Annotated in this window: 17 protein-coding genes and 1 pseudogene; 10 read left to right on the forward strand and 8 right to left on the reverse strand. The window is 55.9% G+C overall.

Features of this window, described 5'->3' with window-relative positions:
* Window positions 1–7: 7 nt before the first annotated feature.
* The 4 genes from ACHZBS_RS07670 to ACHZBS_RS07685 are packed head-to-tail and all read right to left on the reverse strand — an operon-like array spanning window position 8 to window position 5,666.
* The gene (locus tag ACHZBS_RS07670) at window positions 8–1,075 is read right to left on the reverse strand and encodes a dipeptide epimerase (RefSeq protein ID WP_319405913.1); all 1,068 of its coding nucleotides are present in this window, start codon (window positions 1,073–1,075) and stop codon (window positions 8–10) included.
* Window positions 1,076–1,077: 2 nt separating this feature from the next.
* On the reverse strand, window positions 1,078–3,438 hold the full coding sequence (locus tag ACHZBS_RS07675; RefSeq protein ID WP_319405914.1) for a creatininase family protein: 2,361 nt from the start codon (window positions 3,436–3,438) through the stop codon (window positions 1,078–1,080).
* 60 nt (window positions 3,439–3,498) lie between these two features.
* On the reverse strand, window positions 3,499–4,572 hold the full coding sequence (locus ACHZBS_RS07680; protein WP_319405915.1) for a DUF1611 domain-containing protein: 1,074 nt from the start codon (window positions 4,570–4,572) through the stop codon (window positions 3,499–3,501).
* Window positions 4,569–5,666, reverse strand: coding sequence for a pyridoxal-phosphate dependent enzyme (locus ACHZBS_RS07685; protein WP_319405916.1), 1,098 nt, complete (start codon window positions 5,664–5,666; stop codon window positions 4,569–4,571). Before ACHZBS_RS07685 ends, ACHZBS_RS07680 begins: the two co-directional genes overlap by 4 nt.
* Before the next feature lie 350 nt (window positions 5,667–6,016).
* On the opposite strand from ACHZBS_RS07685, the gene ACHZBS_RS07690 reads away from it, so the two are divergent.
* The 7 genes from ACHZBS_RS07690 to groL all read left to right on the forward strand — a co-directional run bounded on the left by ACHZBS_RS07690 (window position 6,017) and on the right by groL (window position 11,768).
* Window positions 6,017–6,307 carry a hypothetical protein gene (locus ACHZBS_RS07690; RefSeq protein WP_319405917.1) on the forward strand — a complete coding sequence of 97 codons (291 nt, stop codon included), beginning with the start codon at window positions 6,017–6,019 and terminating at the stop codon, window positions 6,305–6,307.
* A gap of 57 nt (window positions 6,308–6,364) precedes the next feature.
* Window positions 6,365–6,628 (forward strand): hypothetical protein, encoded by a 264-nt coding sequence (locus ACHZBS_RS07695; RefSeq protein WP_319405918.1) that lies wholly within the window; start codon window positions 6,365–6,367, stop codon window positions 6,626–6,628.
* A 20-nt stretch (window positions 6,629–6,648) separates the two neighbouring features.
* Window positions 6,649–7,014: an RNA polymerase-binding protein DksA gene (gene dksA / locus ACHZBS_RS07700; RefSeq protein WP_319405919.1), complete on the forward strand. Its 366-nt coding sequence runs from the start codon at window positions 6,649–6,651 to the stop codon at window positions 7,012–7,014.
* A gap of 297 nt (window positions 7,015–7,311) precedes the next feature.
* The gene (locus ACHZBS_RS07705; RefSeq protein WP_319405920.1) at window positions 7,312–8,721 is read left to right on the forward strand and encodes a sigma-54 dependent transcriptional regulator; all 1,410 of its coding nucleotides are present in this window, start codon (window positions 7,312–7,314) and stop codon (window positions 8,719–8,721) included.
* A 355-nt stretch (window positions 8,722–9,076) separates the two neighbouring features.
* On the forward strand, window positions 9,077–9,409 hold the full coding sequence (locus tag ACHZBS_RS07710) for a hypothetical protein (RefSeq protein ID WP_319405921.1): 333 nt from the start codon (window positions 9,077–9,079) through the stop codon (window positions 9,407–9,409).
* Window positions 9,410–9,840: 431 nt separating this feature from the next.
* Window positions 9,841–10,128: a co-chaperone GroES gene (gene groES / locus ACHZBS_RS07715; protein ID WP_319405922.1), complete on the forward strand. Its 288-nt coding sequence runs from the start codon at window positions 9,841–9,843 to the stop codon at window positions 10,126–10,128.
* A gap of 17 nt (window positions 10,129–10,145) precedes the next feature.
* Window positions 10,146–11,768: a chaperonin GroEL gene (gene groL / locus ACHZBS_RS07720; RefSeq protein WP_319405923.1), complete on the forward strand. Its 1,623-nt coding sequence runs from the start codon at window positions 10,146–10,148 to the stop codon at window positions 11,766–11,768.
* A 91-nt stretch (window positions 11,769–11,859) separates the two neighbouring features.
* Here the strand turns inward: groL and ACHZBS_RS07725 are convergent, their stop codons facing one another.
* Both ACHZBS_RS07725 and ACHZBS_RS07730 read right to left on the reverse strand, forming a co-directional pair.
* Window positions 11,860–13,875 (reverse strand): molybdopterin-dependent oxidoreductase, encoded by a 2,016-nt coding sequence (locus ACHZBS_RS07725; protein WP_319405924.1) that lies wholly within the window; start codon window positions 13,873–13,875, stop codon window positions 11,860–11,862.
* Between the two features lie 232 nt (window positions 13,876–14,107).
* A complete protein-coding gene (locus ACHZBS_RS07730; RefSeq protein ID WP_319405925.1) occupies window positions 14,108–15,082 on the reverse strand; it encodes a DMT family transporter in 975 nt (324 codons plus the stop codon).
* 131 nt (window positions 15,083–15,213) lie between these two features.
* Here ACHZBS_RS07730 and ACHZBS_RS07735 point away from each other — a divergent pair.
* The 3 genes and pseudogenes from ACHZBS_RS07735 (at window position 15,214) to ACHZBS_RS07745 (ending at window position 16,979) form a co-directional block, all read left to right on the forward strand.
* Window positions 15,214–15,479: pseudogene (locus ACHZBS_RS07735) on the forward strand (methylated-DNA--[protein]-cysteine S-methyltransferase).
* A gap of 98 nt (window positions 15,480–15,577) precedes the next feature.
* Window positions 15,578–16,186, forward strand: coding sequence for a short chain dehydrogenase (locus ACHZBS_RS07740; protein WP_319405926.1), 609 nt, complete (start codon window positions 15,578–15,580; stop codon window positions 16,184–16,186).
* A 25-nt stretch (window positions 16,187–16,211) separates the two neighbouring features.
* Window positions 16,212–16,979, forward strand: coding sequence for an SDR family oxidoreductase (locus tag ACHZBS_RS07745; protein ID WP_319405927.1), 768 nt, complete (start codon window positions 16,212–16,214; stop codon window positions 16,977–16,979).
* Window positions 16,980–17,100: 121 nt separating this feature from the next.
* Here ACHZBS_RS07745 and ACHZBS_RS07750 read toward each other — a convergent pair whose 3' ends face one another.
* Window positions 17,101–17,742: a TetR family transcriptional regulator gene (locus tag ACHZBS_RS07750; RefSeq protein ID WP_319405928.1), complete on the reverse strand. Its 642-nt coding sequence runs from the start codon at window positions 17,740–17,742 to the stop codon at window positions 17,101–17,103.
* Window positions 17,743–17,819: 77 nt separating this feature from the next.
* Window positions 17,820–18,890 carry an NAD-dependent epimerase/dehydratase family protein gene (locus ACHZBS_RS07755; RefSeq protein ID WP_319405929.1) on the reverse strand — a complete coding sequence of 357 codons (1,071 nt, stop codon included), beginning with the start codon at window positions 18,888–18,890 and terminating at the stop codon, window positions 17,820–17,822.
* Between the last annotated feature and the right edge of the window lie 50 nt (window positions 18,891–18,940).

Genomic DNA, 18,940 nt, shown 5'->3' on the forward strand with positions numbered 1-18,940 from the left:
GCGCCGATCAGTGACCCGGATCGAATCCGAGCCCGGGCCGGCCGGTAGGGTGCAGGATTCCATTGCGCAAAAGCACGGCACCCGATGCAGGGTCGCCCGTCAGGTCCAGATGGCCGTCCAGGTCGGCATACTTCACATTGGGACGCGCCAGTGCAAAATGAAGACCGGCGGCAATGCCCAGCGCCGACTCGTCCATGCACCCGACCATCACGTCCAGGTCGGCGGCGCGGGAGATGGCATTGATCTTCAACGCCTCGTCGATGCCCCCCACCTTCATCAGCTTAATGTTGATCATGTCCACCAGGCCTTTCCGGGCCAGCCGGTAGGCGTCCTTCAGGCTCATCAGGCTTTCGTCGGCCATGATCGGCAGGGGAACCTGTCGGGTAACCCGTCCCAGCAGGCGGTCCTGCGCCCGGGGGGTGGGCTGCTCGATCAGTTCCAGGCCAGCCGGCCGCACCGCCTCAACGAACTGCAGGACGTCGGCCTCCGAATAGCCCTGGTTGGCATCGAAGCGCAGTTCGATCTTTTTCCCCACGGCTTCCCGGATCTTGACCAGGCGCTCGATGTCCGCATCCACATCCGCACCGCCTTTGATTTTCAGAGCGAGAAACCCCTGCTGCACATGGTCGATGGCTCTGGCGACGGTTTCCTTGACGGGCAGGATCCCGATGGTAATGCTGGTGCGCATGCGGTCGCGGAATCCGCCTAGAAGGTTGTAGAGGGGGAGTCCGGCCACCTTGCCCAGAATATCGAAGAGGACCATATCCGCCATGGCCAGGACCGCCGGTTGATCCTTGAGGTGCGGCCGGATGCGCTCCATGAGCATCATGGACCGCAATGGGTCCGAGCCTTTGAAGGCAGGAAGGATCACTTTGCTGCAAGCGTCCATGACACCCGCCGGGGTTTCGCCGGTCACTTCCAGATCCGGCGCGGCACAGCCGTACCCGACGATGCCCGCCGACGTTTCCACACGCAGGAATACATTGGTGGTTGAACTGATGGTCTCGTAGGCAATGGTGTACGGCTCGGTCAACTTCATGGTGACCGGCCAGGCGTCGATGTGAGTTATTTTCATGGTCAATACTTTTTCTGGTATATTTCCTTCAGCGTCATGGCTTTCAGCTGATCCACGAAATTGACCAGATGGGCGATCATGAGCGCCCACATCTTCTCACCCTTTTCAACGCTGGCCTTGGTCGGATCGCCCATGACGCCGCTGGCCGATATCTTGTGGGTGTGGGCATACCAGGAAACACCCCGCTTGGAGGTAAAATCGAGATACCGGCTGGTGAACACCGGCACCTCCATCTGCAGGCGGTCCATGCGCACCAGATGGGGGCGGATGGCCAGGCTGGTGCTGGTTTCGATCTCGCCGGCATGGACATCGTTGGGCGTTTCGATGAGGCTGTCCACATCGACGTCGCTGGTTTCGCCGGTATCCACGCAGACAAAAATACGTGCATCCTGGTTGATGCGCTGGGCGGCAAAGTTCAACGACGGGGCGTTGCCGCCGTGCCCGTTGATGATCACCAGCTTCCTGATGCCGTTTTTGGCCACGCTGATGCCGATGTCGTAAACCAGATTGGCCAGGGTGTCGTTGTTGATGCTGATGGTGCCTTTAAAGGCTTCATGGTGGTAGGAGACGCCGTAGGCGATCAGCGGCAGCACCAGTGGCTTGGGGGCGCTGCAGCCGTCGGCGATGCGCCTGGCCAGGTACTCGGCGTCGAAGGCATCGGTGTCCAGGGGCAGGTGGGGGCCGTGCTGTTCGATGGCACCCACCGGCAGCAGGGCGGTATCGACGATGTCGAGGCGATGGGCGGCATCCGGCCAGCAGAGCTCGCCCCAGAAATAGGTATCCGGTCGCTTGTCGGCGCCATCGGCCGCTTCGGCTTGCAAGGACCCTGATTCGGGCGCATAGGGGGTCTGCAGGTCCGGGTGGGAAAAGGGATCCACCGACTGCCACGCGGTTCCCTGGCGCTGCACCGCACCCTCGGCGTACTCCATATAGATGCGGTACAGGTCTACCCGCAAATCCAGAGGTATACCGTTGATGGGCGACACCTTGGGGTCGAACCGCAGCTTCAGGATTTCAGGGAAGGGCTTGACGGACCTGGCAACGGTCTCCGGCACGCGGACATGATCGAGTTGGGCAAGCATGAAAAACAGCTGGCCCGCTTCGGCCGACGCCTGGGAGTAAACGCCTTTATCAAACAGGGCCTCCAGGCAGGCTGAGATCTGATTGTCGCTGTATCCGCAACAGGAAGGATTTTCCTCGAGCGCGGTGAGCATGCCCACGATACGCCGGCATTTTTCGCATTTGCCGCAGGGCTTGATCCGCTCCCCCGCCTTATGGGCGGCGTGACAGGAGGTCTGGTGCTCCTGAATGTGGGCATAGCGCTTGATCAGTATTTTTTCGATCAGCAATTCGGACAGGGGCCGCAGTATCGAAAACTGGCTGACCGACCATCCCTTGCGCATGAAATACCGGGACAAGGCGGTATCAAACCAGATGCTCTGATCGTACAGGCCGTCGTAATGACGGATGCCCTGGGTGGTGACGCGCCGCGAGGTGTCGAACTCGTCTCCGATGACCAGGCGCCCGATGCCCCGCCTCTGCAGGACCGGCAGGACCCCGAAGAGAAATACCGCCACCGTCCACAGGCGGATGGGGTATTCGTCCGATCGGACGCCGGCGAAATCCTTTCGGATGAAAGGCATCCGGCGAAGCATCCATGGGTATAGCCGGTCGGCGTTGACCCAGACCCGCGCGGTGTTGGGGATGTTGTCCCTGAAGTGGCGGTAGGCGTTCAGGGCCGTATACCAGTGCCGGCCCGATTCATTGACGAAAATGGGGTGCACTTCCCGGCCCATGTCGTCCAGCAGGCCGAAACTGAGCAGGCTGTCCTTGCCGCCGCTGGAGAGAATGCAATGGCGGTTCGGATCGGTTTTCCAGTGGCTCAGGTGATCGGTTCGAACCGTGACGGGAAATGTCAGCCGCGCGCGAAGATAGGCTTTGGGCTTGACAGCCGGCAGCCTGGCCGCCTCCCCCACCAGAAAGGGGTTGGGCTCCAGAAACTTCTTGACAAAAATTTCCCGGGCGGTGTTTTCCGCCATCTCTTTGAGAAACTGGCGGTCGGTTTTATCGAACCGGCCGATGAAGACGATTTCGTGGCAGAACAGACCGTAGTTGAGAGCCACCTGGGCGGCGATCATGTCGGCCAGGTTTCGGGATTCGGGGTTTTCCGGATCGAACACATCCTCTTCGTAGGTGTAGATCAGCTCGGTCTGCTCTGTTTTGTCGCCGTAAAACAGACGGTAAGGCGCAACCAAGCGCCTTCGCTCAAGCTTGACCGGCCCTACCTCCAGCCTGTCGAACACATCCAGAACGCTCAGGGGGTCGTCATCATTGTTCACGGTGGGGGGGAGTACATCCGGCATGGGTCCGGCCTTTCTGGTGAGGATTTCTTTTTTGATATTCCTTCACATCGGATCTCTCCATTATCGTTTCTTCACGTGCGGCACCAGCGCAGCCGCCAGCCCGTCCCCCTGATCCCGGAGCACATCGAACGCCGGTAATCCCACCACCTTTTCGATGGCGTCGCAGATGGTGGGAATCTGGTCGTCAATGAGATCCTCGTGATTCACGGTGATGGCAACGACCGGCTTCCCCGAGATGGTTTCGATGGCCTGGATCTGCCGGTACAGGGGCTGGATCGGATAACCGGGGAAGCCGTCATATTCTTTCCTGGCCGGGGCATGCTGCAGGACCACCACGTCCGGCCGGCCGGCCGCCAGGAGTTCGAAGCCGCCCGGGTAGGCGGGATTCATCAGGCTGCCCTGCCCTTCGAGGACGATCACATCGGGGTGCTGATCGTTCCAGGCAAGCCACACGGCATGCTCGATTTCTCCGGACACGAAATCGTTCACCAGCGAATCCATGATAATGCTGTACCGGGCGCCCTGCATCCAGGCGGTCTGGCCGGTGCCGATCATCTGGGTCCGGTACCCCAATCGTTCGAAGGCCTGCACCATCAGCCAGGCGGTGGTCCGCTTGCCCACGGCCGAGTCGGTGCCCAGCACGGCGATCTTCAACGCGGCCACCTCTTCGATCTTGCCGGAAAAAAAGTGCAGCCGATCCCTGGACGGCGGCTTGCGGACGTCCCTGAGGACCACCCCGCGCATGTCCGCCTGCCGCGAAATTTCTTCATCCTCGGACAAAAAATCATGCAATCCGCAGTCCACATTGAGCTTCAGGTCGATGGCCCGGATCACATCCTGGCGGGCCTTTTTCTCCAGCCGCCCACCGTCGGGGGCAATGCCGATCACCAGGTGAGTGGCCGGCCTGCCGGCCTTTTCGGCGATCTGCATGGCCGTTTCGATAGATTCAACCACCGGTATGCCCTTGATTTTGCCGTCGAGCACGTCGCCGGCATCCCGACCGGCATACCGGGAATCCACCACGGCAACAATAGTATATCGGAGGCAGAACCGAACCAGCCCGTGAGCCGTTTTGCCGTTCAGGGTGTTGAACGCACCTTCACAATAGACAATGCCATTTCCGTCGGAAGTCATGATTTTCTCCCGGTCAATACGACCACATAACGATCATTGGGCAAAGGGTTTGTTTTGTGATTTGCGACAAGGGCAATCAGCCCGGCGGTGGAGGCAGGGAGAACGTCCAGGCCCTCCCGCTCTCGAATCAAACGGGAATACAGGCGCATGTTCTTGTCCGACGCATCGCCGGCCCAACCGTTGGTTTCCCGGATAGCCCTGAGGGCTATGTTACCGTCAATGGCATGCCAGTTGATCAGCGGCTCGTTCACCGGGGTTTCCCGGATTTTTTCGGGAATCAGGTCCTCGCAGGTAGGCTTGTTCTTCAACGCGGCGTAGACGATGGGGTTCTTCCGAAAAGAGGAACCGGCCACCATCCGGGGCATGCGCGAGGTCTTGCCCCGTCGGTTCAGACTGGCGAATCCCCTGCACACACCGGCAAAAGTGGTCCCGTTGGACACCGGTACGGCTACCGCCGCCGGCGCATCTCCCAATTCATCGTATATCTCGTAGGAGATACCGCCGTAAGCTCCCAGTTGCAGCGTGGTATTACTGCCACCCGGATTGGCATCGTACCACTCCATTTTATCCGCCTGCTCGCTGGAGGCCTTCACGGCTCCTTCGTAGTCGCCTGGGACGCGGACAATGTCCGCCCCCAGTTCTACCATCTCCCGGGTCCGTCGGGTATGATAATTGCCCGGGATATAGATGACGCAGCGGATGCCGGCCAGGGAAGCCGCCAATGCCTGTGCCACGCCGAAGTTGCCGCAAGTGGCCACGGTAATGGTGTCGAACCTTCTGCGCAAGGCATCCATGGCCTGGGCAAAAGCGACGCGGTCTTTCTGGGTGCCGGTGGGGTTGCCCCCTTCGAACTTCAAGAAGATCTGGCGCAAGCCGGTTTCCCGCTCGATGTTGCGGGCTCGGATGAAAGCGGTATCTCCCACTTCCGAGTCGATGATGTCCTCGTAAGCTTCCAACCGCTCAGCCAATGGCCGGGAGGAGTCGGCGGTAATTGTCCGCTGTCGGTTCACTTCCTGGTGGATCTGTTGGAACTCTCCGGAGGCACCGTCCATCAACCCGGACGGCTGGGTGAGGGTGCTGTTTTCATTCGTCATTTTCTGTCCCCCCCCTATCTGAAAAAATAAGCGTTACCGACGGCCGGTGGAACAAATGGTTCCGGTTTTTCAAAAACCAGAACCCCGCTTTCAGTTCCAATTAAAATTAATATAACAATATGTTGGATCAAGATATGCGGTGTTATTAAATTCTGATGCGGCAAACGGACGATGATCAATCGGGCCTGGTGATTCTGATTTTATACTAAAAAATGAGATTATTCAAACAATATCTGATAGATATAATTCTGGCCCAATCATTGCTGCGTCGAATGTACCGGGTAGTCCAAACCGCCTGGCAGCCATTTTCAGGGACACGCAGTCCTTCCCAGCCAAAAAGGAGAAAAACAATGAGACGCGGAAAAATGAAATTTTTGATGGTGTTGTTCACGGTGGGCCTGATCTCGGCAATCCCGTTTGCCGCCCTGGCATCGGAAGCGGTGACGATTCAAGGCGAGGTCAACGACAGCTATCAGATTGTTGACAGCAACGGACAGGTATACGAGATCGCCGACACCGTACAGGGCAACGATCTCGTCGAAAACCACATCGGTGAAAAAGCGAAGGTGGTGGGAACGGTTCAAACGGAGGAGGACTTAAAAATCCTTACGGTTACCAAGTTCGAGATTCTGGCAGAATAAGACACCGGAGACCCGGCCATGAATTTGGCCGGGTCCCTTTTTGTAACAGGAGAGATCATGAACAAAAAGGTAACCGCATCCATGCAGACGCTTGTCGGCATCGTCACCCCTTACGCATGGGATGAGAGCGACCGGGTTTCTGAAGTATCTCTCTCAGCCACGGATGATGAAGAATATGTCATTGAGAACAGCGGACGATTCCTCGATCTGCTTCAAAAACAGATTCGAGCCGTTGGGATGGTAAAATGCGGCAAAAAGATGCACCGGGCAATCAATATAAAAAAATTTGAACTGTTGGAAAGCGCTTCGTTCAGCGATTAGGAAATTACAGGGAGTCCTCCATGGAAAAAAAAGATCTCGACTATTTTCGCCAACTGCTTGAAAATGAATTGAATCTTCTCATCGAAAAGGCGGGCGAGACGGTTTGGGAACTGATGGAGGCCTCTTCCGACAACGAATCAGACCTGTTGGATCGTGCAACCCAGGAGCTTTCCCAGAACAATGTGTTTCGGATTCGCAGTCGGGAGAGCCGGCTGATCAAAAAAATCAGGGAAAGCCTGCAAGCCATTGAGGACGGCACCTATGGTATTTGTGAAGACTGTGAAGAACCGATAGCTATCGAACGGCTCATGGCCAGGCCGGTTACCAGTTACTGCATTTCCTGCAAAAGCCGCCGGGAGGCTTTTGAAAAGGCCATCGGGTATTGATATGCCCATGCGGTGAGTGAAAGCCGTTCCCCATCCCCATTCCATCATTGCCCGAAAAAACCGACCGGAGTGGTTTCAGCTGTTTCGGAAATTGGCGGCGCTTTGGCGACAATGTGCGCAAATTTGCCCACCCGACGGGAAAAGTCAATGATTGTGGCCAGATTGGACTTGTGTTTAACCCTTTTTTATGGGAAATCCGAAATTATCAATTTGCCCAAATTCACCGACGATAACGGTACCCATCAATCAATAGCCCAAATCAGGCCTTTGGCCCGGTAACGTCCTTAGTGCAGCCTCATGGATACCATTCTCATCGCCACACAAGATTCGCACACGACCACCGCCATCCGCAGAATTCTATCGCCAGACGACCACATACAAATCGCTGATTCACCGGATCAAATCTGGGAGACGATCAAAACCTTCGCCTGCGATTGCCTGTTCATCGATCTTTCCCTGATGGAAGCACTGCCGGGCACCCTGGACCATTTGACGGATCCAAAGACGCTGGTGCAGGAACTGAAGGATTTGCGGCCATTGATGGCCGTTATTGTTATTGCCGGGAATGACGATGTCCGTGAAGCCGTACGGTACATGAAAAACGGCGCCACCAACTATATTACGGCACCCATCGATCCGGATGAAGTGCGCCTGGTCATCGATGAAATCTCAAGAGAACGGCGCCGCCAATTGGAGCTTGCCTATCTTCGCGAACGCATATGGAAGGATGATTCCCTCGATATTGTCCAGACACTAAGCCCCACAATGAAAAAAGTGTATGACAACGTCAGGTCCGTGGGTCCCACAAAGACAACCGTTCTACTGTTGGGGGAGACCGGAACAGGAAAAAGTTTTACCGCCAAGCTCATTCACCGGCAAAGCAATCGAAAAAATGGCCCCTTTATCAGCGTTCATTGCGGTGCAATTCCGGAAACGCTGATTGAAAGCGAGCTTTTCGGCCACGAGAAGGGATCATTCACCGGCGCTCACCGACGAAAACTGGGCAAGTTTGAAGTGGCCTCGGGAGGCACTATTTTTCTGGATGAAATTGGCACGATTTCAAAATCAGCACAGGTCAAGCTGTTGACCGTCCTCCAGGATGGAACCTTTCAACGCGTGGGCGGCGAACAGACACTGACGGCAAATGTTCGGGTGATCGCAGCTTCCAACGCCGATCTGAAACAGATGTGCATCGAGGGTCTGTTCAGGAAAGATCTTTACTACCGCCTCAACGTTTTTCCCATTACCATCCCGTTATTGTATGAACGCAAGGAGGACATCCCGCTGTTTGTCCATGCCTTCCTGAATAAATTCAACCAGTTCAACGCCAAGGACATCCAGGGGATTCATCCCGCGGTAATGCAAGCCCTGTTACAATACGACTGGCCGGGCAACATCCGTGAACTCGAAAATCTGTTGGAACGTGCTTATATCCTCGAAACAACGTCCGAGTTGACCCCTGAAAGCTTCCCCTCAGAATTGTTCGATACTGCCGAACCGATGACCGAAATTGCCATCGATACCAGCGAGACCCTGGCAGCCGTCAGAAAAAAAGGGCTGGCGGAGATCGAGCGCCGCTACCTGAAAGAAATCCTCTCTCGAAACATGGGCAAAATAAATGCCTCGGCATCGGAGGCCGGCGTGGGAACGAGGCAATTGAACAAGCTGATGCACAAGTACAAACTTGACAAGGGCATCTTTAAATAGTGTCCCCCCGCCTATTGAGAACCTTGATTTCCGATTTCACCGCAAAACGGAACTTCCTGTTCTGAACCCAACAACTATTTAATATTAAAATAATATCTCGCGGTTGCCGGCACCTTTTTCCCGAAAAAGTCTGTTGACCGCTCGGGTGTTATCAGAATTGTTCTTGTCTCGGCAGGAACGGCAAATAATAGAATGTCCTTATATTTCATATAGTTGAAAACTGGTATGCTTTTTGTAGATTAACAAACAAAGCACCCGATGATGTCGGTCGGTATGGTTTTGCCTGCTCCAATCCGGGGCTGCTTGACCAACGCGATAAAATATCAGTCAGACAAGCACGAAAGGATACCATTCAATGAACTGGAAATTCTGGAAAAAAGAATCTCAAAACGAACCCTTAGCCGCCAATGGCCCCAAACTTGCCAAACCGAAGGAGCTTCCAGAGCCGGTCGGTCGGAAAATGGTCACGGTCATGAAGTTGGATCCGGATCTGGTATGGTCGCTCAAATATGTGAGCCGTCCCCTGGGAGATCGCCGGAACGCCAGTGAATTCAGGATATTCAACCCCGAATCAGCACACATTAAAGGGATCACCGTCAAAAACTGGACTTCCCTCGACGACCTGCCGGACCTGATTCTATATTCAGGATCTTACGATAAAAGTTCCAACAGTATCGACATCCATTAACTTTGCCATTAATTGGAAATGATCAGATGCCTGTGATGGGACGCTGAAACATACCCATCCCATGCATTTAGATCGCAGCAGCTGAACAGATTGAAAATGCCTGCCTGAAGTTAGGGCGGGCATTTTTTTTCAGGACGCGCAGCTGGATTACGGCATGATTATTACCAGCAAGTTGCCCCTGCGCTACCGGCTGAGAATGACTTTTTTCAACCAATTGTTTTTACAAAAAATAAAATTGTCCCGGCAAAACTTGACAACGTACATTTCCGCTTTAATTTTGCCATATCTTTAACAGGCAACGCCCTGATTTCGTCCATTACAAACTGATGAGCGCATGCGTCGGCGGTTGCCGTTGACAACGGAACCGGTGCGTGTGGGTCACGCTCCCATAGGGAAATTTTTAAAAGGGTTAAAATGAAAAGGAGAAAGAAATGAAGGTCAAGCCATTGAATGACAGAGTCCTGGTGGTTCGTGTTGAAGAAGAGAAGAAAACTGCAGGCGGCATCATCATTCCGGACACTGCCAAGGAAAAGCCCATGGAAGGCAAAGTGGTTGCTGCCGGTCCCGGCAAGCTGGATGAAAAAGGCAAGCGGGTGCCCATGGAGCTGAAAAAAGGCGATCGGGTGCTCTTTTCCAAATATGCGGGCACGGAAATCAAGATCGATGGTGTCGAAAATCTGTTCATGCGTGAAGACGATATTCTTGGTGTAATTGAATAATTGGGGAGGGAAAACAGATGTCTGCAAAAAAAATTATCTATGGTTCGAGTGCCCGTGAATCGATGCTCAAAGGCGTCAACACACTGGCCAACGCGGTTAAGGTGACGCTTGGCCCCAAGGGCAACAACGTGGTGTTGAACAAATCCTTTGGTTCGCCCCTGGTGACCAAAGACGGCGTTACCGTGGCCAAAGAGATTGAACTGACGGACAAGTTCGAGAACATGGGCGCGCAGATGGTCAAGGAAGTGGCCAGCAAGACCAGCGATATGGCCGGTGACGGCACCACCACCGCAACCGTTCTGGCCCAGGCTATCTACACCGAAGGCCAGAAGCTGGTGGCCGCCGGCGCCAACCCCATGTCCATCAAACGGGGAATCGACCTGGGCACGGCCGCTGTGGTGGACGCTTTAAAAAAGCTGTCCAAACCCACCAAGGACCGCAAGGAGATTGAACAGGTGGGCGCCATCTCCGCCAATAATGACGAAGCCGTGGGCAAGCTCATCTCCGACGCCATGGAAAAGGTCGGCAAAGAGGGCGTCATCACCGTGGAAGAAGCCAAGGGCATGGAAACCACCCTGGATATCGTCGAAGGCATGCAGTTCGACAGAGGGTATATTTCCCCCTATTTCGTCACCAATGCCGAGAAGATGGTTGCCGAACTGGAAGAGCCTTTCATCCTGATCAACGAAAAGAAAATTTCCAACATGAAGGATATGGTTCCCCTGCTGGAATCGGTAGCCCGTTCCGGCAAACCCCTGATGATCATCGCCGAGGATGTGGACGGTGAGGCCCTCGCGGCACTGATCGTCAACAAGCTGAGGGGCACCCTGAAGGTGGCGGCCGTCAAAGCTCCCGGTTTCGGTGATCGCCGCAAGGCCATGCTAGAGGATATCGCCATTCTCACCGGCGGGCAGGTGATCTCCGAAGATCTGGGGATCAAGCTGGAAAACATCACCATCACCGACCTGGGCAAATGCCGCACCGCAAAAATCGACAAGGACAACACCACCATCGTTGACGGCGCCGGCGCCAAATCCGCCATCGAAGGCCGAGTGCGCCAGATCCGCGCTCAGATCGAAGAAACCACGTCCGACTACGACCGTGAAAAACTCCAGGAACGGTTGGCCAAACTGATCGGCGGCGTGGCCGTGGTCAGCATCGGTGCAGCCACGGAAACCGAAATGAAAGAGAAAAAGGCCCGCCTGGAAGACGCGCTGAACGCCACCCGTGCGGCCGTTGAGGAGGGCGTCGTCCCCGGCGGCGGCGTAGCCCTTGTCCGCTGTATGGCAGCCCTTGAGGGTGTGAAGGCCAAAGGCGAGGAGAAGAATGGCCTGGCCATATTGAAGCGCGCCCTCCAGGAACCCCTGCGCCAGATTGTCTGCAACGCCGGCCTGGAAGGTTCCGTGGTCATCAACAAGGTGATGGAAGGCAAAGACGACTTCGGCTTCAACGCCGCCACCGACCAATATGAAAACCTGCTGGCCTCCGGCGTCCTCGACCCGACCAAGGTGGTTCGCTTTGCCCTGCAGAACGCGGCATCCGTGGCCGGCCTCATGTTGACCACCGAAGCCATGATTGCCGACAAGCCCGAGAAGAAGAAAGCCCCGGCGATGCCGCCCATGGGCGATGACATGTATTAACAGTATCGATCCGAAGAAAAGTAATAGCATACCTGCCCGATGATCCAATGATCGGGCAGGTATTTTTTTATGAAACTCGCTTAAACCCGCGTCACACCCTGTACGTCTCTTTGCTTGCCCGTGAATGATCTGATGGGTCGCTTTCGGAAGACCCGGCCGCCAGCCTAATTTTCACTTTTACGGAATTGAATATGGGACCACCGCCGATGCCTTGAGAAATTCCGGGAACCAGGGCGTTCAAGGGAACGCCGTTCAAACCGGTCAACGGACGCGGCGCCCACAGGGTGCCCGAGGGGACCTTGGCCGTCACCTTGGCATGCAGGGTGACCGTGGCCAGTTCGTTGAAAACCGCCACCCGATCATTTTCCTCGATCGATCGTTGGCCGGCATCCTCCGGGTTCACCCAGACCACCTGGGGGATGGGGCCGTACACGTCGGTGAACTGGCTGTGCGTGAATTTGGCGGTGGAACTGTTCAGCAGAATAAGCCCGGAATCCGCAGACGGCAAAGGTTGTTGGGTCGGCAATGGTGTAGCCCCGGCCGGCGATACCGACGCTGCAAACTCGATCTTTCCCGAGGGCGTTTGATAGGCTTCGTTAGGTTTCAGTTTTACTTCAAGGATTTCTCCGTCAAGTATATTTTTCAGGCCCCCTTCCTGGTAAGTCCGCGCAAGCGTCTTCTCCAGGGACGCCCATGGGTCTTCGTAGAGCCAGTCGGCGGTCAGGCCCAGCCGCTTGGCGAGCTGCTGCATCACCCAGATCTCATGCCGGCTGTCGCCCAGCGGTTCAATGGCTTTTTCAGACAGACGGCTGAAGGGATGATGGTCGGAAATAGTGACGTCCCGCTTCTCAAGATAGGTGGGGGCGGGCAGCACCACATCGGCACGGAGGGCGGTCTCCGACCAGTGGGTGTCTTGCACGACCACGAACACATCCTTACGATCCAGGCCGCGCCGCACGGCAGACTGGTCGGGCAGCGTCATGGCCGGGTTTGACCCGAGAACGTATACGAACTTGAATTCACCCCCTGCCAAGCGTTCACCGATGGCCACCTGGCTGACCACCTTGCCCCGATGCCCGGACAACCCGCCGCCGTTGATCGTCGGCCAGTTGATAACCGGTCCCCTCGCATTGCTGTATTGAAACCCCCGGTGAAGCCCCAGCAGTGCCGGCAGCAATGCCACGGCCCTGGCAGCCTCGGCGCCCTGCATGGACTTTTGAAGGCCAAGCCCGATCATGAATGCCGCCGGCCGATGGGTCATCAACAACTCGCCGATCTGAGCGACGCAGTGCCCGGGGACGCCGGATACCTGTTCGACCCGCTGCGGTGTCCATTCCATGGCCGTTTCGGCATATTTTGGGAAGCCGGTGGTCCATCTGCCGATGAACCCCAGGTCGACGCCGCCCTTCTCGATCAGGTATCGGGCGATGCCGTAACACAGGGCCACATCGCTGCCGGGAATAGGCTGGACCCAGATGTCGGCCGCCTCTGCCGTCGGGCTTTTGCGCGGATCGACACAGACAAGGATGGCTCCCTGGTTTTTTTTGGCATGGCTGGCCATCGCCCATATGTGGGACGCACTCACCCTGGCATTGTTGCCCCAGAACAGGATGACCGTCGACGCGGCCATGTCCTCCAGTTGCAGGCCGTAACTCAGCCCGTAATGCAGACCGATGCCGGCATGGCCGGAGCTGCTGCACAGGGTATAGTCGGAAGTCGTCGCCCCCAGGGCGGACCAGAGCCGTTTGGCGAAATGCCAGGCCAGGAACCCGGTGTTGCCCGGATAATCGTAGAGCAAAAGGGATTCCCTGCCGTGGGTATCGAGGGTCGCCTGAATCCGACCTGAAACCGTGGACAGGGCGGCATCCCAGGACACGCGGGAAAAGGTTCCCGATTCACCGGATTCCGCTTTCACATGAGGATGAAGCACCCGGTTTTTGCTGTACACCCGCTGGGGATCGCCGTTTCCCCTCGGGCAAAGAAATCCCCCGGTTACCGGGTTTTCGGTGCTCCCCCGGATCGCGATGATTTTCCCCCGGTCCACGGTGACATCCATGAAACAGGTGTCCGGGCAATCCCGATGGCAAACGGTTTTTATGATTTTCAATGGATTTTCCTTTCTACAGGGGGTTTCAGATTCAGGTATCTGCCCATCGAGCTTCCCTTATTTGGTGTCCGTCCAGAAATGAGGAATTTGGGTCGAGATCAAGGCGTGCGAAAAAAGTTTACCGGAGGCGCCCTGAAAGGAGTACCCTTGGGGTGCATATAGTTGATATTCCGAAGACAAAATTTTTCGTGCAACGCAGAGATCGGGAAAACTAACCATTTATGGATGGGCACTATTTATTTTTCTGCCACCTGAATCCCTTGACCAATCGACCGTCGATGGCAATCAGCCCCAAGAATATCAGCGCCATCCCGGCGAAGGCATTCCACCCGGGACGCTCTCCCAGCACCATGACCCCTAAAAAGATGGCACTCGCCGGAATCAGGAAGGTGACCAGCAGGATGTTCGTGGCCCCGGCAACGGCCAGGACCCGGAAATAGATAATGTAGGCCAGGGAGGTGCTGACCGCGGACAGCCCGAACAGCGCCGCCCAGGTGGCCGCGCCGGGTGCCAGGTGCCACGGCTGCTCGACGATCAGGGCCATGGGAAGCATCATGACCGTCGATCCGCACAGCATGCCGGCGGACACAACCACCGGATCCATGGCTTTGAAGCGGCGGCCGTAAATGGCGGCGCATGCATAGGAAAGCGAGGCGACGACGACAGCCAGCTGGCCCAGCACCTGGATGCCGAACCCGCCCAGGGACTCGATTCCGATCAGCACCGCTACGCCGACCCAGCCGACCAGCACCCCGGCCATGCGGTTGGCGGTGAGCCGCTCCTCGCGCGTCAGCAAGTGGGCGAGAACCACGCTGAAAATGGGGGTGGTGGCATTCAGGATAGCGGCCAGGCTGCTGTCGATATGGGTCTGCCCCCAGACGATCAGGCTGAAGGGTATCAGGTTGTTCAGCGCCCCCAGGACGAAAAACGATCCCCACACGCCGGCGGAGGTCGGGATCTTCCTGCCGGTCAGTCTTACGACGGTCAGAAGAATCATCGACGCAAAACCCACGCGGCACAGCACAATGGTCAGCGGCGTCATCTCCTTCACGGCGACGCCCACAAAAAAGAAGGAACCGCCCCAGATGACGGACAGAATCAGGATCAGCCCCCACTCTCTGACGCCCATGACGGCGTTCACATGCGGGGGCCCGGACGGACGCGTCGGGATACCGCCGGTATCAAGGGTTGTATTTTTTGAACGCATGGTTCGGGTGCCTCCCAATGATCACGGGCAATAGGGTTCAGACCTCTTATAGCCGTTTCATCATCGCTTGGCGACCCGAATGTTACTCAACCGTCTGAGGGACGAACTTTCAAGTCAACGTCTGGCGGGCGTTGCTGACCATCCCCGCGGGCAGTTTTGTCACCTATCAGGATATCGCGGGATATATCGGGCGGCCAGGGCGTTCCGCGCAGTGGCCAACGCCATCGCCATCAACCCGGTTGGATATCTGATCCCCTGCCACCGCGTAATCGCCAAATCAGGGTCGATTCATCGATACCGCTGGGGTTCGGCGAGAAAAAAAGCCATGGTGGGGTGGGAGGCTGCCGGGACAACGTGGCCAAATAAAGGGCGATTGCGAAGCAACCCGTTCAGTTAAGATTAAAACTTAACCATTGGACAAATGATCTTGCCACATTTAAGTTACCTGTCGAGATCAAATTAATCCGGGAAACAAAAAAAGAATACGGAGAAACCATGAAAATTCTAATAATCGGCGGAACAGGTACAATCGGTAAAAAGGTCAGCGCGCATTTGTCAAAGAAGCACGACGTCCTGATCGCCGGAAGAACGTCCGGGGATGTTTCGGTAGATATTGCCGACAGACAATCCATTGAGGCCATGTTTGCATCCGTTGGACGCGTCGATGCAGTGGTCTGCATCGCCGGCGAGGCCAAATGGGCCGCCTTTGACTCCATGACCGAGGAAGATTTCTACATCGGACTGAAAAGCAAGTTGATGGGGCAGGTCAATCTGGTAAGCGTCGGACAGAAATATTTGAATGCAGGCGGTTCTTTTACGCTGACCACCGGAATCCTGGCTGATCATCCGGTTGTCCTTACCACAAGCGCCGCAATGGTCAATGGCGGCATTCACAGCTTTGTCAAAGCGGCATCCCTGGAGTTGACCCATGGGATCAGAATCAATGTCGTATCGTCGGGGTTGGTTGAAGATGCGGTGGAAAAATATGAGGCCTATTTTCCGGGCCACAATCCCATACCGATGAAGAAAGTAATCAATGGCTATGTAAAAAGTGTTGAAGGAAAAGGAACGGGCGAGATAATAAGAATGTATGACAATCGTTGAGGCAGTCGCAAGGGAGACGTGACCCATGGATTTAAATTTGAAAGTCGCCGTAGTGACCGGGGCGGGATCCGGTATCGGCAGGCGGACGGCACTGGCCTTTCTTGAAGAAGGGTATTCGGTCACCCTGGTCGGACGGCGGCAAAAGCCTTTGGAAGCCACCGCGGCGGATGCGGGTGAGGCCGCCGCGCGGTCACTGGTGGTCGCCGCGGATGTGGGTGATCCCGTTGCGGTGCGCAGCCTGTTTTCAAAAACCCGGGAAAGCTTCGGCCGCGTCGACGTTCTGTTCAACAACGCAGGAATTTTCGGTCCGTCCGGCCCCTTCGAAGATATCCTTTACGAGGAGTGGAAGGCGGTCATGGACATCAATGTGACCGGCACTTTTCTGTGTGCCCGGGAAGCGTTCCGAATCATGAAGGATCAGCATCCCAGGGGAGGACGCATCATCAACAACGGCTCCCTGGCGGCCCACGTCCCACGCCCCCATTCAGCCCCCTACACCGCCTCCAAGCATGCCGTCACCGGTCTCACCAAATCGTTGTCCCTGGCAGGCCGGGAGCACGACATCGCCTGCTGTCAGATAGACATCGGCAACGCCGCAACCGATATGATCAAGGCGGTTCTGCAGGACGGCGCCGGGGCCACCCAGGCGGATGGTTCGATGGCTGTCGAGCCGACCCTGGATCTGGATCATGTGGCCCGGGCCGTCATCCATATGGCGAGCCTGCCCTTGGAGGCCAACATCCAATTCATGACCATCATGGCTACCACCATGCCTTTTATCGGTCGCGGCTGACCTGCGCCATCGCCAAAGCCGGTCACAACAGGGTGCTGGCGAGGTTTTTGCTGGAGTTGGGGTTTCCCCTGAAGAACGACGTGGAGGCCAACTGATTTTGACACCCTGGTCAATCGGAAAATCAGCCTAACAGTCCCTTCAACAGATATTCGACGCATTCCTGATAATAGACCGTATAGTCAACCTTCAGATGCTTAAACTCCGGGTATGCCAACACTTCTTTCTGCGCCGCCGACAGGTTGGTCATCCGGTAGAGCCCGATGGAGGCTGCCAGCTGCATGTTTAAAAACCTGACCGCCTTCTGTGGGCTCAATGCCGAAAACAAGTTGCACAACAGGCTGGTTACGATCGTATATTCATCGTTGACCAGGCGCTTGAATTCGACCATCCTATCGATGGACGCATTCTTTTCCAAAAAATCGTATAAAATCGAAATCAGGTCCTGCATCCGTTCATGCCGGCGATGCACATCCAGCCAGGCCGCGGCAAACTGACGGACCGTGTATCTTTTTTTCTTGCCCAGTGTTGTAACTAGGTCTTTCCGCCAGCGAATCACATCCTGTTTGAGGAATTCAAAAAATATTTCCTCTTTTGAGTTGAAATATTTGTACAGGTTCGACCGGGTAAACTTCGCCGCTTTGGCGATGGACACCAAGGTTATTTTTTCAAAAGGCTGCGTTGCATACAGCCGGGCGGTCGCATCGAGGATTGCTGCTATGCGCTGCTCTTTTTGTTCTTCGGTTCTTGCGCGTTCCCACCCCATGTGATCAACCTCGCCTTGTCATCAAAAGCATACTTAAGTCTAATGCATCGGGGATTCTACTGCGCCGGCACACCGGTTCATTTTTTTCCCGGGGCAACGGCCCCCGCATCGACCATCTGTTGAAAAAAATCGACCATGGATTCTGCGAGCGGGCGGTATTGCATGCCCAACTCCCGGATGCTCTTGGAATTGTCCGCCCGCCAGGGATGGTTGACGTTCCGGGCGACCATTTTGCGGGTCATGCCGGCATTGACCATGGGCGCCACCAGCCAGACCAGCCATTTGGGCAGAGTCTTTTTCGGAAACGGGTAAGCGGAACCGAAGTGTGCGATCAACGGTTTGGCCATGCTCGGGAAATCCGTATTATGGCCGGAAATGATGTGGCGCCCCTTGGCAGACGGAGTGAAAGCCGCTTTAAAGTGGGCCTCGGCCAGGTCACGGATATCCACGACACCCATGCCCCAGTTGGGCGCACCGCTTTTCATGGAACCGTCGCCGAACTGCCTGATCAGGTTGAAGCTCTCGGATGTACCGCTGGGGTTGATGCCCGGGCCGATCACCAGTGACGGGTTGATCACCACCAGATCCCAGCGATGCTGCTCCCCGCAGATTTTCCAGGCCTCTTTCTCCGCCAGCGTTTTTGAATAGGAATAGGGTAGGTGAGCGAGAGATGACGTCACATTCCAGTCATCTTCCGTAAACACGCCGTTGGCGGTATTTTTCAGGTCGGCATTGTCTCCATAGATGGCCGCGCAGCTGCTGGTCAACACCACGCGTTTGACCGATTCCGCGCGGTTGGCCTGCTCGAGCACATTGCGTGTGCCCAACCGGGCCGGTTCGATCAGCTCTTTTTGCGGGTCCTTGACATTCATCAAAAATGGCGATGCCGTGTGAAAAACCACCTCGCAGCCGTCCATGGCCTTCGCATAGGACCCGTCGTCCAGCAGGTCGGCCTTGAAATAGTCAATGCTGCCGGGCGCCTGCTCTGCCAAGGCATTGAGATATTTCAGCTTTTCCCTGTTCTCCGGGTCGCGCACCGTGGCGTGAACCGTAAAGCCTTCATCCAGCAATTTTTTCACAATCCAGCCGGCCACATAACCGGTGGCCCCGGAGATCATGACCGGTTTATTTTTCGCGATTTCATTCATTGGCGCCCTCCTGTTGCAGTTTAAGAGACATTGTGTCACCACAATAAAAG

Source organism: uncultured Desulfosarcina sp., from assembly GCF_963664155.2.
Classification (GTDB): Bacteria; Desulfobacterota; Desulfobacteria; order Desulfobacterales; family Desulfosarcinaceae; genus Desulfosarcina.